Source organism: Asticcacaulis excentricus CB 48, from assembly GCF_000175215.2.
GTDB lineage: Bacteria > Pseudomonadota > Alphaproteobacteria > Caulobacterales > Caulobacteraceae > Asticcacaulis > Asticcacaulis excentricus.
Genome location: NC_014816.1, coordinates 396,057 through 411,570, shown reverse-complemented (window position 1 = coordinate 411,570; position 15,514 = coordinate 396,057). Strand labels below are relative to the sequence as shown.

The window sequence follows — 15,514 nt, the reverse complement described above, 5'->3', positions numbered from 1 at the left end:
CTATGTGCCAGACTGGATAAATGGCACCTTTTCAAACAGCTTGCGTTCTTCACCGCGAGGGTCATTGGCCATTTGCGGTGTCAAATCCATCAGCATCGTCTGGCGCTCCGGTAAGCTGTAGGGCGTCCAATCAGGCAGGGCGGGGGTCTGTGGCGATCCGTTGCGCGCAAAAGCGATAAAGGCGTCACAGAACAGGTCGGCCATGCGTCGGGCCTGCGGGCTGTCGGTCGAGATGGCCTCTGGCACTGCGGTGGTGCGGAAGACGAGCGGAATGTCGATGGTGTGGGGCGCGCCCAGCCGCCCGTCGTCTTTGGGCGTCTTCCAATCGACCTGATAGACAAAGGTTTTCGCTCCCACTTTGGCGCGTTCTTCAGCCTCGATAATCGCCCCGCGCCAGGACCGCCCCGCCGTCGTCGCCGCGAAATAGACATCGGTTGGCGTCATCTGCGGATAGAGTTTGCGATAGGTGTCGATGACCCGCCACGGGTCGATATCGACGCGATAATTGGGCGGCAGTTTTTCCGGCAGGTCTTCCCACGTCAGGTTCTGAAACGCCGGATTATTGCCCTGAAAGCCGCGCGTCTCGTCGCGTGTATTGCCGATTATCATGGGCATGTGCCGCGATTGCGGCGCGGCGTCCGGATAGAAGGGGTGACGCACCAGGATCGTCTCATCGAGCACGGGGCCCATATAGACTCCGCCGGAGCCCAATACCGGATCGGTGACCTTCAGCGCCGCGACCAGTGTCTCCCAAGGCAGGGTCTGCGCGGCCTTCAGCCCTTCGGCATCGGTCTTCAGCCCCAGTGCGCCCAGAAACGCCTTCGCCCGCGCCGTAGCATTGCCGGGGCCGGAGGCGGTCACCTGCTGACCGCTCATGGTCGCCGCCTTGTGGAAGAGGCCCTCGGCTTTCGGCGTAGCCATCAAGGTGGCGATCTTGGCTCCGCCGCCGGATTGCCCGAAGACCATAACATTGCCGGGATCGCCGCCAAAGGCCGCGATATTGTCGCGCACCCATTCCAGCGCCAGAATGAGGTCAAGTTGCCCACAATTCCCCGAAAAAGCCAGAGGGCCCGGCTGACCCAAAATCAACCGCTCCAGCCGCGCCAGATAGAGATAACCGAAGACATTGAGCCGGTGATTGACCGTTACCACCACCACATCACCGCGCTGCGAAAGATTCGTACCGTCGTAGAGCGGATCGGAGCCCGACCCATTGGCATAGGCCCCGCCGTGAAAATAGACCATTACCGGGCGCTTGTGTTTCGGTGAGGCCTCCGGCGTCCACACATTGAGAAACAGGCAGTCCTCGCTCTTGCCGTAAGCGTCGGGTGTCGATTGTTGCGGGCAGGCTGGGCCATATCGGTCAGCCTTAACCGGTTTGCTCCACGGTTGTGGCTGGCGCGGCGGCAGGAAACGGTAGGGTGGCGCGGTCGTCTCGCCATAGCGCAGGCCGAGAAACACCGCCGTGCCCGCCCGGACCTGCCCGATCACTGGCCCGTTTGAGGTCTTGACCGTGACGGATTTGGGCTTGAGGGTCGCGGCTGATACCGGTGTCACGGCCGCTGACAGGGTCAGGGCGGACAAGCCTTTGAGGGCATCACGGCGTTTCATGCGGGCATTTCCTGTAGATTGATTTTGACACAGGGTGGCCCTGCCACACGCAAATGTAAAGGCATCGAGAAGGCTAAACCCTTGTCCTGACCGCAATTTTCCGGCTATGCAAGACCATGCGCTCCGAACCCGCCCTGATCGACGCCTATCATCGCCGCATCTCCTATGTGCGGATTTCGGTGACGGACCGTTGTGACCTGCGCTGCACCTACTGCATGTCAGAGAGACAGACTTTTCTGCCTCGTGAAAATCTGTTGAGTTTTGAAGAACTTGAGCGTCTTTCCCTATTTCTCATCGATCAGGGGGTGACGCGGTTACGCATCACCGGCGGAGAGCCTCTGGTTCGGCGGGGAATTCTGGATTTCCTGAAACGTCTGGGTGCGCAGGTGCATGAGGGGCGTTTGAAAGAGCTGACCCTGACCACCAACGGCACACTTCTGGCCGAGGCCGCGCCGCATCTCGCGCAGGCCGGCATTCGTCGCATCAATGTGTCTCTAGACAGTCTCGACGCCGGTACATTCCGGCGCATTACCCGCGGCGGCGACCTCAAAAAAGTGCTGGATGGCATCGACGCAGCGCAAAAAGTGGGCCTGAAGGTCAAGCTGAATACAGTCGCCCTGCAACAGGACAATCGCGGCCACCTACCGGAGATGATCCGCTTTGCGCATGCCCACGGCATGGACATTTCCCTGATCGAGACCATGCCGATGGGCGAAGAGATCGTCGGGCGCGAAGACCAGTTTGTGTCCCTGCACGACGTCATGGCCGATTTGCAAAGTTTCTGGGACATCACACCTTTGAGCGATACTACGGGCGGGCCGTCGCGCTATTACCACGTTGCGGAAACCGGCGGCCGGCTGGGCCTGATCACGCCGCTGAGCCATAATTTCTGCGACACCTGCAACCGCGTGCGCATCACCTGCACGGGGCAACTCTATATGTGTCTGGGTCAGGAGGACCACGTCGATCTGCGCGCCGCGCTACGCGCGGACGCCAGCAATGCCGCGCTCGCCGCCGCCCTGTCCGAGGCCCTGCGCCACAAACCGAAGGCGCACGACTTTTTCATCGGGGCGCAGGCTCCGCAAACCGCCTACACGCCGCGCCGGACCATGTCCGTCACCGGAGGATAGAATGGAACTAACGGATAAAGAAAAATCGTACATCGGCGCCGGACGTATCGACCTTGAGCGCCCTTTCAAGCCGGTCAATATCGCTGTCCTCACCGTGTCAGACAGTCGCACGCGCGACACCGACACCTCCGGTGATCTGTTAGACGCGCGCATCACCGCGACGGGGCATCACGTGGCGGCGCGCGAGCTGGTGCGCGACGATAAGGACCATATCCGCACAGTCATCACCAACTGGATTGACTCTGAGCTCGTCGATGTCATCATCACAACCGGCGGCACCGGCATTACCGGGCGCGATGTGACCCCCGAAGCGGTCGAGCCTTTGTTTGACAAGCGCATCGAAGGTTTTTCCACCATCTTCCATATGGTCAGTTTTCAGAGCGTGGGCCTGTCCACCCTACAATCGCGCGCGCTGGCAGGGATCATTCGCGGCGTCTTCGTATTCTGCCTGCCGGGCTCCAACGGCGCGTGCAAGGATGGCTGGGACAAGGTCATCCGCTGGCAGCTCGATTCGCGCCACGGACCGTGTAACATGGTCGAACTGATGCCGAGGCTTCTGGAAAAATGAGAAGAGGCATCCCCGTCGACGAGGCCGTAGCCTTCATGCGCCAGACAGCTCCGGCACCGCAAACGCGCAAGGCCGCCCTGTCGAAGGCGTTGGGCCGTGTATTGACCGAGCCGGTCATCGCCACGCGCGATCAGCCGCCTTTTGATGCCTCAGCCATGGACGGCTATGCCATCTGCAAGTCGCTGACCGACCCGGTGGCGCAGGGCTCGCCTTTACGCCTGATCGGCGAAAGCGCAGCCGGGCGGCGCTTCGAAGGTCGCATTGAATGGGGCGAATGCGTGCGCATCTATACCGGTGCACCGGTCCCTGACGGGGCCAGGGCCGTGGTCATTCAGGAAAACGTCCGCGTCACCGAGATGGGCGTGTTTATCGAGCCCGACGGCTGGAACGACCCCAAGACGCATATTCGCCCCAGAGGTCAGGACTTCAAGGCCGGGCACGAGCTGCTGTCTGCTGGGGTGCGGCTCGATGCCTGGCGGCTGTCACTGGCGGCGGCCGCGGGTCAGAAGATGCTGAAAGTGGCGCGTCGGCCGCGCATCTGCATCCTTTCGACCGGCGACGAACTGGTCGCGCCGGGAAGCGAGCCGCGCGACGATCAGATTTTTGAGTCCGGCTCCTTTGCGCTGTTGGCCATGTGCCGTCAGTGGGGCGCGAAAGCCAGCTTTATTGGCGTCGAAAGCGACGATCTGGACGGTATTCACGACGCGCTGAAAGACAGCGAGGCCGACCTGATCGTCACCATCGGCGGGGCCAGTGTCGGCGATTACGATCTGGTGAAACCGGCATTAGAGCGGCTGGGTCTGCGTATCGACTTCGGCAGCGTGAACATCCGGCCCGGCAAGCCGACCTGGACGGGCCTGCTTACCGACGGCCGTCGCGTACTGGGCCTGCCTGGCAATCCAGCCTCCAGCATGGTGTGTGCGCAACTGTTCCTCAAGCCTTGGATTAAGGCGGCGTTGGGCCAAGGCGGGCGCGATACACTTTTAAGCCTGCCCGCAGCCGTCGACATCGCCGCCAATGGCCCGCGCGAAACCTGGTTGAGGGGGCGCATCGTCCCGGATGATAAGGGCTGCCCGGCCCTGCGGCCCTTTGCCGATCAAGATTCGTCGCTGATCGCCGTATTTGCCCAAAGTGACGTGCTGATCCGTCGCCTGCCCCATGCGCCAGCGATCCATGCCGGGGATCTGCTGAGCTATGTGGCCTTAGACAGATACTGAAAACACGCGATTGACCCCTGACGCGGGCTGACCGACTATGCGGCACTTTTCACTGTTCAGGGGAGCTGTCATGTCCACCGTCGAAGCCACCACCCGTCCGCCTCTGCTGGAGCGCATTAAGGGTATATTGCTGCGCCCGTCGTTAGAGTGGGAAAGGATCGCCTCCGAGCCAACCCCTAAGGCGGCCCTAACCACCGGCTATGTTATGATACTGGCGGCCATCCCGGCCATTGCGGGTTTTGTCGGCAACAGTCTGGTCGGCATGTCCTTTATGGGCATCAGCAGCAAGTTGCCGGTGGTCAGCGGCCTGATCATCGCCGTGCTGGGCTATGTGTTGTCAATCGTTTCGGTCTATATCGCCGCTTTTGTCATCAACGCGTTGGCGCCCAATTTTGGCGGCGTCAAGAACGATGTACAGGCTTTCAAGGTTGCAGCCTATGCGATGACAGCCGGCTGGCTGGCGGGGATTTTCGCCCTGCTGCCACTTCTGGGAATTCTGGGTCTTTTGGGGCTTTATGGTCTCTACCTGCTCTATACTGGCCTACCGCGCCTGATGCAGTCGCCCAAGGACAAGAGCCTCGGCTATACGGCGGTCGTCGTGGTGGTCATGGTCGTCATTCAACTGATCATCGGCGGCATTACCGGCGCCATCATGACAGCGGGGATGATGGCAGGCGGGGCGCCAAACCTGACCGGTGCCATGAAGGTCGATACACCCAACGGCTCGGTACAGGTCAATGGCCACGACCTCGAAGCGGCGGCGAAGAAGATGGAAGCCGCGGCCAAGGCAATGGAAGAGGGCAAGGCAACCCCGGCGGTAGAGCCTGCTAAGCTCGACGCCTTGCTGCCCGTCACTTTCATCGGCGCAGCCAAAAGCGACGCAGGCGCCTCGGGCGGCGGCACGGGCAGCTATTCGGCCTCTGAGGCGCATGCCGTCTATACGCAGGGCGACAAGCGGGTCGAGCTTAAGGTGTCTGACATCGGGGCCATGGGCGCTCTGGCGGCCTTTGGCACGGCGATGAATGTGTCATCGTCTAGCCAGAGCGGCAACAGCTACGAAAAGGTTCACTCGGAAAAGGGCAAAATCATCAGCGAGAAGTGGGACGGCGATACTCAGACGGGCAGCTATTCAGTAGTCATCGGTGAGCGGCTGGTGGTCGAAGCCAGCGGCAAGGCCGATATGGCCACCCTGAAGGCCGCCGTGGCCGCCATCAACGAAGGGCAGGCTCTGGCCCTAGTCAAGTGACTTAAGCCACGTGTCATAGACATCATAAACGCCGGCGCGGGTGAGGGTCGAATGGTCCTCACCCGCCATGCGTTTGAAGGTCTTGGGTTGAGGGGCCAGGGCATAAAGGCGTTCGCCTTGAGCGAAGGGTACGATCGTGTCTCGGTCGCCATGCACAATCAGAATCGGCATATGCACAAAGCCGATGCGGTCGCGGTTGGCAAACTTATCCAGCATCAGCCATTGGACGGGTACATAGGGATAGATGTCCTGCGCCACGTCAGACGCCGCGGTAAAAGGGGCTTCCAGGATCAGGCCCTTGGCCGGGCGCTGGGTCGCCACATAGGTTGCCACGCCTGAGCCCAGCGAATGGCCGTGAATGACGATCTGTTGCGGCGCATAGCCCGCCTTTTTCAGCCAGTCATAGGCAACCAGTCCGTCCATGAACAATCCGTCTTCGGTCGGCTTGCCCGTAGAGCCGGAGAAGCCGCGATAGGCCAGAGCCAGGAAGCCCTCCCCCTTCTGAGCCATGCGCTTGTAACGCCCCATATGATCGCCGAGGCTCGCCCCCTTGCCGCCCAGAAACAGAAACACCGGGGCCTGTCCGCGCGGCGGCAGATACCAGGCGCGCAAAACCGCCCCATCGGGGGTTTTAAGATGCACGTCCTTTATCCCCGGCACCTGCGCGACAGGTAGAGGCGGCACGCCGGGGGGCAGGCTATAGAGCTTGTCGCGCTGCACCACAAAGAGGTAGCCGCAGGCCCCGCCATAGGCCAGACCCGCCATGAGGATCAGCGCCATCACCAGCCGCCCGACCCATGTCATCAGCGTTTTCATCCATGCCCCATTCGTCTGTCCGCGCCTCATATCATTAGGGATGGTGACAGCCGGATTACAAGGGATGGTCAGGCGTTTTTTCGCACCTGCACAGGCGTTGCCTTAAAGGACGGGGTGCGGCTGCGCGGATCGACCGCCGTACCGGTCAGCACATTGGCTTCGGGATAGTAGGCCATGACCGAACCGCGCGCGAGATCGAAGACCCGCACTCGCGCGCCCTCCATTGCGCCGTGTTCTGATTCCACAACCACGGCGTCGCCCTCACTGAGGCCCAGCCCCGCCATGTCTTCGGCGTTCATCATCACATCCATGCGGTCCATGCCGCGATAGCTGTCCGTGCGCTCGTAGATGATCGAATTGAACTGCCCTTCTGAGCGCACCGTGGTCAGGAGTAGCTCTTCCTTTGCCGGCGGCAGGTTGCGCACGATAAAGCGCCCACGCCCCGACGCGGTTTTGAACTCTGGTGCGTGCAGGATGCGGCCACGGATATGAAATTCGCGTTTGGCGATGTCTATATCGGCCAGATCCTCCAAACCCGGCACGATGCGCGCGATGGCTTCGCGGATGGTTCGGTGCTGTTTGAAAGCTTCAAAATCGACCGGACTGTTGGGCAGGAGCCGCCGCGCCAGCTCGCACAGGATTTCCGTTTCCGGCCGCACTGACTTCAGGCGGCAAATGCCGCCATCGCTCAGGCGCACGAAATTGAACATGGACTCCTGCGTCGTTGGCTGCCACTCCTCGTCGCGCGCGGTCACCGGCAGGATCAGGGCTTCGCTGTCGTCGTGGCCGTGAATGTGGCCGCGATTGAGCGTAGTGGTCAGGAACAGTTTAAACCCGATACGTGCAAAGGCGGCTTCGGCAAAGGCGCTATTGGGATTAGCCTCGTACAGGTTGCCGCCCATAATCAGGGCCGCGTCGATCTCCCCGCGATGCGCCGCCTCCATGCCGCGCATGGTGTCGAGACCCTTTTCGCGTGGCAGAGTAACACCCAAAGTCGCCTCCATGCGCGCCATGACTTCGGCCGCGAGTACCGGCTTGACGCCAATGGTGCCGATGCCCTGCACATTGGAGTGCCCGCGCAGGGGCAACAGCCCCGCCCCCTGTCGCCCAATCTGACCGCGTACGAGGCACAGATTGGCGATATATTCGACATTATCGACGCCATTCAGATGGTGCGTAATCCCCATGCCCCAGGCGATCACAGCCGACTTTGCCCGCGCATAAAGACCCGCGACCCGCTCAATATCGGCCTGGGCCAAACCCGTGCGCGCCTCGATCTCCGCCCAGTTGGTCGCCGCGATGTCGGCGCGCAGAGCCTCAAACCCCTCGGTGTGATCGGCTATAAAGCGCGTGTCCTCGGCACGGCTGTCCAGCACCGCCTTGATCAGCCCCTTCAGCACGGCGAGGTCTGAACCGATGCGCGGCTGCAGATAGTCAGAGGCGATAAAGTCGCCGCCCGACACCATGGACTTGACACTTTTGGGCAGGGCAAAGCGCACGAGCCCCGGCTCCTTAGCCGGATTGATGATCACCACCTCACCGCCGCGATCCCTCACCCCTTTCAGCTTATGGATAAAGCGCGGGTGGTTTGACGACGGGTTGGCCCCGATAACCAGAATGAAATCGCAGCGGTCGAGATCTTCCATCTCCACCGTCGCCGTGCCGGTGCCGATGGTGCTGTTAAGCCCGACCCCCGTCGCCTGATGACAGTAGTAGGAACAGTTGTTGACATTGTTGGTGCCATAGAGCCGCGCCAGCAGTTGCAGCACAAAACCCGCCTCGTTTGACGAGCGACCCGAGGAGTAGAAGAAACTGCGCTCAGGCTTGGTCACGGCAAACCTCTGCGCCGCCAGATCAAGCGCGACGTCCCAGTCGACTGGCACATAGCGGTCTGAGCCCGCTGCCTTATGAATGGGGAAAGCCAGCCGCCCCAGATGCTCCAGCTCATGCCCGTCCAGCTCGCGCAGCTCCGACAGTCTGTGGTCGATCACCTCCGGTGGAATGCCTGGCTGAATATCAGTCGACTGCGCCTGAATCGACTTGTTGCAAACCGAGGGGAATTCGCCCGCCTCATTGGTCATGCCGCCCTTCTGCCCGCCCATACCCAGCGCGCAGGCTTTACAGGCATTTTTCGCTGTCAGCGCCTTGGCCGTATTGTCGAGACCAATGCGGGTGGCGGTTTTCAAGGCGTACAGCACCTTTTTGGCGCCACCACCGACGACGGGTTTGCTTGGTTTGTTCATGCCCGCAGTCTATCCCCTCAGGCAGGCGGGGTATAGTGGCCACACGTGTTGCTGAAGGCTGGAATTGGCGCGCAGGGGGTTCATTTCTGCGCGCCGTACCTAACCGTGCTAACGGCTTCGTGAGCATAGCCGAGATGAAGACTTAGTCTTACGGCTTTTTAAACTTCAGCGTCATGCGGTCCGATTCGCCGATCGCATCAAACTCGGCACGCTGTTCGGGTGTCAGGGCGGCGTCACCCTTGCCGCTGCTGCGGATGGGTTTCAGCGTCCACACACCAAACGGGTGGTCGTGATCGTCCTTCGGATTGGCATTGATCTCGCTCTTGCCGACCAGAACAAAGCCCGCCTTCTTCGCGGCCTCAACGACGTAGCTTTCCGGCACATATCCCGTCCCGGCCTTAGGATCTGAGCCTTCCGGCGCGCGATGCTGCTCCACCGCCAGAATGCCCCCGGGTTTCAACGCCTTGAACGCCGCGTCCAGATGGCGCTCCGTCACGCCGTCCTGACGCGCCCAGTTGTGGAAGGCACGCGCGATCAGCACCAGGTCGGACTTGCCCGCCGGCAGAGCGTCGAGCGTGGAGGCACTAACCTCGCCGTAGATCGACTTGTCCGCCACCTCAGCCCAGAAAGCGGCATCATTGGTGTTGTTCATCACGCCCGTGTAGCGCCCCTTGGTCTTATGGGCGTAGGGAGCCAGGATTTCCGTCCACCAACCTTTAGCACCAGGATAGAATTCGACAATATTGGCACCGGGCTTGAGACCCCAGAAGGCCAGCGCCTCCGCCGGGTGACGGTACTCATCGCGGGCCTTGTTTTCCGGTGTCCGCCACGCACCGTCAATAGCGGCTTTCAGCGCTACATCCGCAGCCTTGGCATGGGCTTCGTGATGGTCGTGGCCTTCGTGGGCCAGAACGGGCGCGACGGCTACCAGGCTTAGCGCGCTGGTTGCGGCGATTAGGGCGGTAAGGGTGCGGGCAGGGCGCATGAAAGTCCTCCTATGAATGTTGACCAAGGTGCGGCGAATTATGGCCTTTTTGCGGCGGTAACTTTTGGCTATCGTTTGCACGCACTCAGATAAGAATGCCCGACGACTGATCGGCATAGGCGCTCATGGCGCACTCAAGATCATAGATCACCAACCGTGTCAGATGCCGGATCAGAATGGTCACGGCCTTGCGCTTCGGCGGCCCTAAGGGTGGCGCTTTAAGTCTCCAGGATGACGGCACAAAGTTAGTCCACAATGAGGCTGTAACGGGCGATAGGCAGCTTGGGCGACAACCCGATGCGGAAATGTGCCCTCACCGCCCGCGCCGCTGAGGCTGAATGACGTCGTCGAATTGCGCTGACAACACGCAGTCCAGTGGCGTAACTGACCGCTGATCACCTAGGGGTCCGTTCGTCGCCATCGGAGACATCGTCCGGTTACGGAACCTGTCCTACGCCGAAAAGCGCCCGACGGCGCGCGCCGACCAGTGGGTCGTGCAAGGCGGTGGCGGAAAAGACCAAGGCTGACGTATGGGAACTCCAGACGAGATGCCAGGGGCAAAGCCCGTACCCGATTATTAATCAACGCCCGAGCACGGGCAAAACTCGCCCGTGTCATGGCGTCATGGTACCGCTGCGCACCGACTATGACGGCCATTGCCCTTGGCTAGCCGCCCCCCTATAACCGTAAGGCTATGCTCCGGAGTACTGCCCCATGACCGAAATCCACGGCACCGTCCCCGCCCGCTTCGCCGCCGTCAAGGACCGCTTTGCCCGGCATTTCGCCGACGGCCCGGATGGTCTGAGCGAAAAGGGCGCGCGCTTCACTGTGGTGCAGGCCGATGAGGTCATTCTCGACCTGTGGGGCGGTGTGAAAAACCGCGAAGGCACCGAAGCCTTCAGCGAGACCACCCTGACGCCGGTCTTTTCCTCGACCAAGGCTGTGACCGCCCTGATGATCGCGCGGCTGGTCGATCAGGGGAAGCTTGACTACGCCTACAAGGTCTCGGTTCTGTGGCCGGAATTCGGCCGCAAGGGTAAGGAGAACATCACGCTTGGGCAACTGATCTCCCATCAGGGGGGACTGTCGGGGTTTAGCCCGCCGATTGATCCGACCACCTGGTTCGATATTCCGGCCCTGCTGGAAGCCCTGTGCGACCAGGCGCCCCTGTGGACGCCTGGCGAAGGCTCTGGTTATCACCCCATCACCATCGGCTATCTGCTGGGGGAAATCTTCCGTCGCGCCGACGGTCGTACGCTCGGGACAGCGCTGCGCGAAGACATCGCTACGCCGTTCGGGCTCGACCTGATGATCGGCACGCCAGACAGCGAATTTTCTCGCATCTCGGAAATGTGGAAACCAACGCGCGCCCCGGATTTGGGCCCTCTTGATCCGATCAAACAGGCCGCCTTCCTCGACAAGGGCTCATCGCCCGCCGGGCGCGGGTCAGCCGACTGGCGGCGCATGGAAATCCCATCGGCCAACGGGCACGCCACAGCCGAAGCTCTGGCATTGCTGATGCAGGTCGTGGCCAATGGAGGCAAGCTGATGGGGCAGCCGCTGCTATCGGAAAAGACACTGAACGACGCCACCAAGGAGCGCGTATTCGGGCGCGACCGCGTCCTGCCATTCGACCTGTCTTGGGGGGCGGGCTTCCTGCGCAACCGCGGCATCGGCATCTATGGCCCGAATGCCCGCGCCGTCGGCCATTCGGGCTGGGGCGGCTCCTGCGTGATGGCCGACCCGGACAAGCGCCTCAGCATCGCCTATGTGATGAACCGTCAGTCGCACTACCTGATCGGCGATCCCCGTCCGGTTGGGCTGATTAACGAGGTGTATGCGGCGCTGTAATCCGCCTCCCTGTCGTGTAGCGACAAGGAGGCGCTCACTACCCCACCCGCATCTGCTTGGCGCGACGCCACGCCCCAAAGGCAAACACGCCCGCGCCGAACCAGATAAAGGCGAACGACAGCGCCCGCAGGGGTGTGAACAACTCGCCCTGAAACAGGCCGATCATGAAGGCGATGGTCGGGGCCATGAACTGAATAAAGCCCATGGTCGAAAGCGGCAGGCGACGCGCCACGTAAGAAAACAGAAACAGCGGCAGAACCGTCACCGGCCCGGTCAGAGCGAACCAGAAGGCGTGCGACAGGCCGCCGAAGAAGTGCCCCTGCCCTGTTCCTTCGAACCACACCAGATAGATGATTGAGGGCACAAACAAAAAGACGCACTCGACAAACAGCCCCGCCAGAGCCGACACAGCCAGTTGCTTGCGAATAATGCCATAGGTGGCAAAGGACAGGGCCAGAGTCAGGGCGATAAACGGCACATGGCCCAAAGCCAGCGCCTGAATACCTACGCCGACAATGGCCAGTCCGATGGCGGCCTTGCCCCAGTTATCAAGGCGTTCCTTGAACAAGATAGCGCCCGCCGCCATGTTCAAAAGCGGATTCAGATAATAGCCCAGCGCCGACTCGATTGTATGATGGTTGGTCACGGCCCACACGAAGACGCCCCAGTTTATGGCGATCATCACCGCCGCTACCAGAAGGGTCAGGGCCACTTTCGGTGTGCGGAAGATGGTCAGCACTTCCGGAAACTGCCGGGTGATGAGCACCAGCCCGCCCGACCAGATGAGCGCCCAGACCGATCGGTGCGCCATGATCTCCAACGCGCCCGCGCCAAAGTCTTTCATCGGCAGATAGACGAGCGGCGCAAAGCCCCAAACGGCATAGCACAATATGGCCAGACCGATGGGCGAAGCGAAAAACGAAGGTGACGGGGCCGCGGGTTGAGCGGTGGACATGACATATCCAATCAAAAAGATGTTTCATGCGAAACAGGGAAGGAGATAGAGGCGACAGGGCGTGTCAGCAACGAAAAAACCGGCGGAACCCTGGGGGTCCGCCGGTCTAAAGGATCACTTTGCGTTAGCGATCTTTAGGCTGTGACTGGCGTGATAACCCCGCGTTCGTCGAGAAGCTGTGCGATCTGCACGGCGTTGAGCGCCGCGCCTTTGCGCAGATTGTCCGATACGCACCAGAAGGCCAGACCGTTCGGCACGGACGGATCGTTGCGCAGGCGCGAAATAAAGGTGTCGAATTCCCCAACACACTCCTTCGGCGTCACGTAACCACCGTTTTCGCGCTTATCGACGACGGCAATGCCAGGTGCTTCACGCAGGATTTCGCGGGCTTCGGCCTCATCCAGCGGGTTTTCGAACTCGACATTGATCGATTCAGAGTGACCGACAAACACCGGCACGCGCACGCAGGTGGCGAAGACTTCGATATCGGGGTCGAGGATCTTTTTCGTCTCGACCTTCATCTTCCACTCTTCCTTGGTCTGACCGTCATCCATGAAGACGTCGATGTGCGGAATGACGTTGAAGGCGATGGGCTTTGTGAATTTCTTGGGCTCGGTTTCACCGAGGCCATAGACGGCCTTGGTTTGATCCCACAGCTCGTCCATACCGGCCTTACCGGCTCCGGCCACCGACTGATAGGTAGACACAACGACGCGCTTGATGCGCGCTGCATCGTGCAGCGGCTTGAGCGCGACCACCATCTGGATGGTCGAGCAGTTGGGGTTGGCGATGATGTTCTTTTTTTTGCAATCCCAGACGGCGTCTGGATTCACTTCCGGCACAATCAGCGGCACATCCGGGTCCATACGCCAGGCCGACGAATTATCGATAACGATCGGGCCTTGTTTGCCGATCTTTTCCGACCATGCCTTCGACACGTCGCCACCCGCCGACATCAGCACGATATCGACCTTGGAGAAATCGAACTGCTCAAGGTCTTCGCAACGCAGGGTGCGGTTGGCAAAGCTCACCTCAACGCCCAGCGATTTGCGCGACGCCACAGCGTAGATGTCCTTGATCGGAAAATCCACCTCTTCGAGCGTCGAAAGCATCTCACGGCCAACAGCGCCGGTGGCGCCGACAACGGCGACACGATAGGTCATCGGAAAACTCCAAAACTGAGTGAGGCTGGCGCAAACGAACAAAAAGGCATCGCGCCGGTGGCGCGTGCCTTATCAGAGAAAACCAGAGGGGAAAACGTCTTTTTTCTCTGCCTTCAACTCAGCCAGACTTATGTGAAGCCTGACGTCGCCTCTGGTTTCTTATGAGATTATTTCAGGCATGGGCTGCCATGCCGCCCGGATAAGAGGGCGTGGCCGGAATGTGGCGGATACGATCCAGCGCCGACAAGAGGGCTTCACGTGTGAAGGGCTTTGGCAACAAGCCATCGCCCCCAACGGTCTGGCTTACTTCGCGCAGGCGTGCCTGTTCCTTGCCCGTCAGAAAGAGGATGGGGGTGTGGCCCAGATTATGCCCCTGCTCGATTTGACGGATTTCACGCGCCGCCTCGATACCGGACATAACGGGCATCTCAACGTCCATCAGAATGGCGTCATATTCGGAGATCTCGTAGGCTTCGACGGCTTCGCGCCCATTGGCCGCGAAGTCCACATCCATACCTTCAGGGGACAGGACGCCGTCCATCATCTTGCGCAGTGTGGCATTGTTTTCAACGCATAACAGTTTCATCTGCGAACGCTCCTCCGGAACCGTCTCTTTTCACGAAACGTGCTCCAATGTTACAGTTTATTTCATACAAGTCCAATCAAACCCCTAATCGGGTCTGATAATAATCCTGCAAGTTCCTTGCCATATAAGTGATTTCCCCGCTTTATAGCCGCATGAACACCGCATTCCCGCTCTTCACGAATTTTCCTGATGACGATGCCTTCGAAACCATCGTCATTGGCGGCGGTCCGGCGGGTTGCGCGTGCGCACTGTGGCTGCACAAGCTGGGGGTGCGTGCATGGCTGGTTGAGGCCAGCGACGCCTTGGGTGGTCTGCAAAGACGCAGCCCCTACGAAAATTTGTGGATTCCCGGTGTTATGGGCCACTCCGGGGAAGAGGTGGCCCGTGCCCTGCATCACCATATCCATGTGATCGGCGTCCCCTGTCACCTCAACAGCCGCGTAAGCCGCATCGAAGCCGCCGATGGCGGGTTCAGGGTTCGGGTCGAGGGCGGTACTGAACGCGGACACTACAGGACACAACATCTGGTAATAGCTACGGGGACGCAACCGGTGACAGGGCACTTTCGTCAGGCGCACAACGTCGCCATCGGCCCCGGTTATCCTATGGAAAACCTAGAGGTAGGCAATCGTAAAATCGCCATACTGGGCGGCGGTGACAACGCCTTCGATCAGGCACGTTTTGTGCTGCAACGCGGCGCAAAATCAGTGACGATTTATTCGCGCACGCCCCCCCGCGCTCAGACAGTGCTCCAGGCAATGATCCCGCAGGCCAGGGTGTGCATTGGTCCTTACACTGCCGATCAGGCAAGCATGATCGTCAATGAAGAGGTCTTTGATGCCTTTGGGGTCATGTACGGCTTTGAGGCGCAACTACCCGACGGCCTGGATCAAGACCTTGAGTTAAAAAATGAAAACGGTTTCATCGCAGTGAACCGGCAAGGCGAGACTGTCCTTTCCGGGTTGTGGGCTTGTGGGGAAGTGACCGACTACTGGCACCCGTGCGTGACCACCTCGGCGGCGCATGGCATTCAGGTGGCCAAACAGATTTCGCTGCGCCTTGGACGGTAAAGGGGCGTGGCATCATTTACGCTTATGCAGCATTTTTTTAACCGCAAACCCACACTTGTCTGCTAGTTTGCGC

At 60.5% G+C, this 15,514-nt stretch carries 13 protein-coding genes; 6 read left to right on the top strand and 7 right to left on the bottom strand.

Annotated elements, in window-relative coordinates; genetic code table 11:
* On the bottom strand, positions 1-1,611 hold the full coding sequence (locus ASTEX_RS01910; RefSeq protein WP_013477920.1) for a carboxylesterase/lipase family protein: 1,611 nt from the start codon (positions 1,609-1,611) through the stop codon (positions 1-3).
* Between the two features lie 116 nt (positions 1,612-1,727).
* Between ASTEX_RS01910 and moaA the strand changes: the two genes are divergently transcribed.
* From moaA to ASTEX_RS01890, 4 genes are all read left to right on the top strand, one after another.
* A complete protein-coding gene (gene moaA / locus ASTEX_RS01905) occupies positions 1,728-2,741 on the top strand; it encodes a GTP 3',8-cyclase MoaA (protein WP_013477919.1) in 1,014 nt (337 codons plus the stop codon).
* Between the two features lies 1 nt (position 2,742).
* On the top strand, positions 2,743-3,309 hold the full coding sequence (gene moaB, locus ASTEX_RS01900) for a molybdenum cofactor biosynthesis protein B (RefSeq protein WP_013477918.1): 567 nt from the start codon (positions 2,743-2,745) through the stop codon (positions 3,307-3,309).
* Positions 3,306-4,526: a molybdopterin molybdotransferase MoeA gene (locus tag ASTEX_RS01895; protein WP_013477917.1), complete on the top strand. Its 1,221-nt coding sequence runs from the start codon at positions 3,306-3,308 to the stop codon at positions 4,524-4,526. Before moaB ends, ASTEX_RS01895 begins: the two co-directional genes overlap by 4 nt.
* A gap of 70 nt (positions 4,527-4,596) precedes the next feature.
* On the top strand, positions 4,597-5,772 hold the full coding sequence (locus ASTEX_RS01890; RefSeq protein WP_013477916.1) for a Yip1 family protein: 1,176 nt from the start codon (positions 4,597-4,599) through the stop codon (positions 5,770-5,772).
* Here the strand turns inward: ASTEX_RS01890 and ASTEX_RS01885 are convergent.
* From ASTEX_RS01885 to ASTEX_RS01875, 3 genes are all read right to left on the bottom strand, one after another.
* On the bottom strand, positions 5,761-6,588 hold the full coding sequence (locus tag ASTEX_RS01885; RefSeq protein ID WP_041658427.1) for an alpha/beta hydrolase: 828 nt from the start codon (positions 6,586-6,588) through the stop codon (positions 5,761-5,763). The genes ASTEX_RS01890 and ASTEX_RS01885 overlap by 12 nt on opposite strands.
* Positions 6,589-6,656: 68 nt before the next feature.
* Entirely contained in the window at positions 6,657-8,831 is a 2,175-nt protein-coding gene (locus tag ASTEX_RS01880) for an FdhF/YdeP family oxidoreductase (protein WP_013477914.1), read from the bottom strand.
* Positions 8,832-8,979: 148 nt separating this feature from the next.
* Complete coding sequence (locus ASTEX_RS01875; protein WP_013477913.1) at positions 8,980-9,816, bottom strand: class I SAM-dependent methyltransferase; 837 nt, start codon at positions 9,814-9,816, stop codon at positions 8,980-8,982.
* A gap of 714 nt (positions 9,817-10,530) precedes the next feature.
* Between ASTEX_RS01875 and ASTEX_RS01870 the strand changes: the two genes are divergently transcribed.
* Positions 10,531-11,667 carry a serine hydrolase domain-containing protein gene (locus tag ASTEX_RS01870; RefSeq protein WP_013477912.1) on the top strand — a complete coding sequence of 379 codons (1,137 nt, stop codon included), beginning with the start codon at positions 10,531-10,533 and terminating at the stop codon, positions 11,665-11,667.
* A gap of 37 nt (positions 11,668-11,704) precedes the next feature.
* On the opposite strand, the gene rarD is transcribed toward ASTEX_RS01870, so the two are convergent.
* The 3 genes from rarD to ASTEX_RS01855 form a co-directional block, all read right to left on the bottom strand.
* Positions 11,705-12,622, bottom strand: coding sequence for an EamA family transporter RarD (gene rarD / locus ASTEX_RS01865; protein ID WP_013477911.1), 918 nt, complete (start codon positions 12,620-12,622; stop codon positions 11,705-11,707).
* A 134-nt stretch (positions 12,623-12,756) separates the two neighbouring features.
* On the bottom strand, positions 12,757-13,785 hold the full coding sequence (locus ASTEX_RS01860; protein WP_013477910.1) for an aspartate-semialdehyde dehydrogenase: 1,029 nt from the start codon (positions 13,783-13,785) through the stop codon (positions 12,757-12,759).
* Positions 13,786-13,957: 172 nt separating this feature from the next.
* Positions 13,958-14,371, bottom strand: a complete 414-nt coding sequence (locus ASTEX_RS01855; protein ID WP_013477909.1) for a response regulator — start codon at positions 14,369-14,371, stop codon at positions 13,958-13,960.
* Positions 14,372-14,523: 152 nt separating this feature from the next.
* On the opposite strand from ASTEX_RS01855, the gene ASTEX_RS01850 reads away from it, so the two are divergent.
* Positions 14,524-15,441, top strand: a complete 918-nt coding sequence (locus ASTEX_RS01850; protein WP_013477908.1) for an NAD(P)/FAD-dependent oxidoreductase — start codon at positions 14,524-14,526, stop codon at positions 15,439-15,441.
* Positions 15,442-15,514 lie beyond the last annotated feature (73 nt).

Bases quoted from the DNA above. Each gene is read 5' to 3' on its own strand.
- ASTEX_RS01890 (WP_013477916.1), top strand. From the start codon at position 4,597: ATGTCCACCGTCGAAGCCACCACCCGTCCGCCTCTGCTGGAGCGCATT.
- ASTEX_RS01910 (WP_013477920.1), bottom strand. From the start codon at position 1,611: ATGAAACGCCGTGATGCCCTCAAAGGCTTGTCCGCCCTGACCCTGTCA.
- rarD (WP_013477911.1), bottom strand. From the start codon at position 12,622: ATGTCCACCGCTCAACCCGCGGCCCCGTCACCTTCGTTTTTCGCTTCG.
- ASTEX_RS01855 (WP_013477909.1), bottom strand. From the start codon at position 14,371: ATGAAACTGTTATGCGTTGAAAACAATGCCACACTGCGCAAGATGATG.
- ASTEX_RS01860 (WP_013477910.1), bottom strand. From the start codon at position 13,785: ATGACCTATCGTGTCGCCGTTGTCGGCGCCACCGGCGCTGTTGGCCGT.
- ASTEX_RS01850 (WP_013477908.1), top strand. From the start codon at position 14,524: ATGAACACCGCATTCCCGCTCTTCACGAATTTTCCTGATGACGATGCC.
- ASTEX_RS01875 (WP_013477913.1), bottom strand. From the start codon at position 9,816: ATGCGCCCTGCCCGCACCCTTACCGCCCTAATCGCCGCAACCAGCGCG.
- ASTEX_RS01885 (WP_041658427.1), bottom strand. From the start codon at position 6,588: ATGAAAACGCTGATGACATGGGTCGGGCGGCTGGTGATGGCGCTGATC.
- moaA (WP_013477919.1), top strand. From the start codon at position 1,728: ATGCGCTCCGAACCCGCCCTGATCGACGCCTATCATCGCCGCATCTCC.
- ASTEX_RS01880 (WP_013477914.1), bottom strand. From the start codon at position 8,831: ATGAACAAACCAAGCAAACCCGTCGTCGGTGGTGGCGCCAAAAAGGTG.
- ASTEX_RS01870 (WP_013477912.1), top strand. From the start codon at position 10,531: ATGACCGAAATCCACGGCACCGTCCCCGCCCGCTTCGCCGCCGTCAAG.
- ASTEX_RS01895 (WP_013477917.1), top strand. From the start codon at position 3,306: ATGAGAAGAGGCATCCCCGTCGACGAGGCCGTAGCCTTCATGCGCCAG.
- moaB (WP_013477918.1), top strand. From the start codon at position 2,743: ATGGAACTAACGGATAAAGAAAAATCGTACATCGGCGCCGGACGTATC.